Annotated in this window: 1 protein-coding gene; it reads right to left on the reverse strand. The window is 47.2% G+C overall.

Annotated elements, in window-relative coordinates; genetic code table 11:
• A partial coding sequence (locus A3766_RS00400) for a class I tRNA ligase family protein (protein WP_156508569.1) occupies positions 1–833 on the reverse strand: 833 nt, incomplete at its 3' end.
• Positions 834–895 lie beyond the last annotated feature (62 nt).

Below are 895 nucleotides of genomic sequence, written 5' to 3' on the forward strand. Positions count from 1 at the left end.
GGTGTTATTTTTACACAACCAGTGCCTTTTTCCATGTCGGCATGATCATCACCCACAATCGGGATCAAACGACCAACAAGAGGCAATTCTACAAACTTACCGATCAGGTCTTTGTAACGTGGATCTTCAGGGTTGACTGCAACGCCTGTATCACCCAGCATGGTTTCGGGGCGAGTGGTTGCGACGACTAAGTAGTTTTTACCTTCAGAGGTTTTTTCACCATTGGCTAGTGGATAGCGAAGGTTCCACATATTGCCTTTTTTGTCTTTGTTCTCGACTTCCAGGTCTGAAATAGCCGTGTGAAGCTTAGGATCCCAGTTTACCAAACGCTTGCCGCGATAGATTAAGTCATCTTTGTATAAACGAACAAATACTTCCTGAACGGCTTTGTAAAAGCCATCGTCCATCGTGAAGCGTTCATGGTCCCAATCGACAGAAGCACCTAAACGACGAAGCTGACGGGTAATTGTGCCACCGGACTCTTCTTTCCAATCCCAGATTTTATCGAGAAAGGCTTCACGTCCGAGGTCATGGCGAGTTTTGCCTTCTTCAGCAGCAAGCTTGCGCTCAACAACCATTTGAGTTGCGATACCCGCGTGGTCGGTACCGACCTGCCATAAAGTGTTATGACCTTTCATGCGGTGATAGCGGGTTAGGGCATCCATAATAGAGTCCTGGAAGGCATGTCCCATATGCAAGCTACCGGTGACATTCGGTGGCGGAATCATAATGGTGTAGGGCTGGCCTTCATTTGAAGGCTTGAAGTAGCCGCTTTCTTCCCAGGTTTTATACCAAGACTGTTCTATTTCGCTAGGTTGGTAGGTCTTATCCATAATCGTTGATGCTTACTCGTTAAAAATGGCTAGAGGTCGAGTGCCTGACTTTCGCTTGGCAT

This window comes from Oleiphilus sp. HI0132, assembly GCF_001635845.1.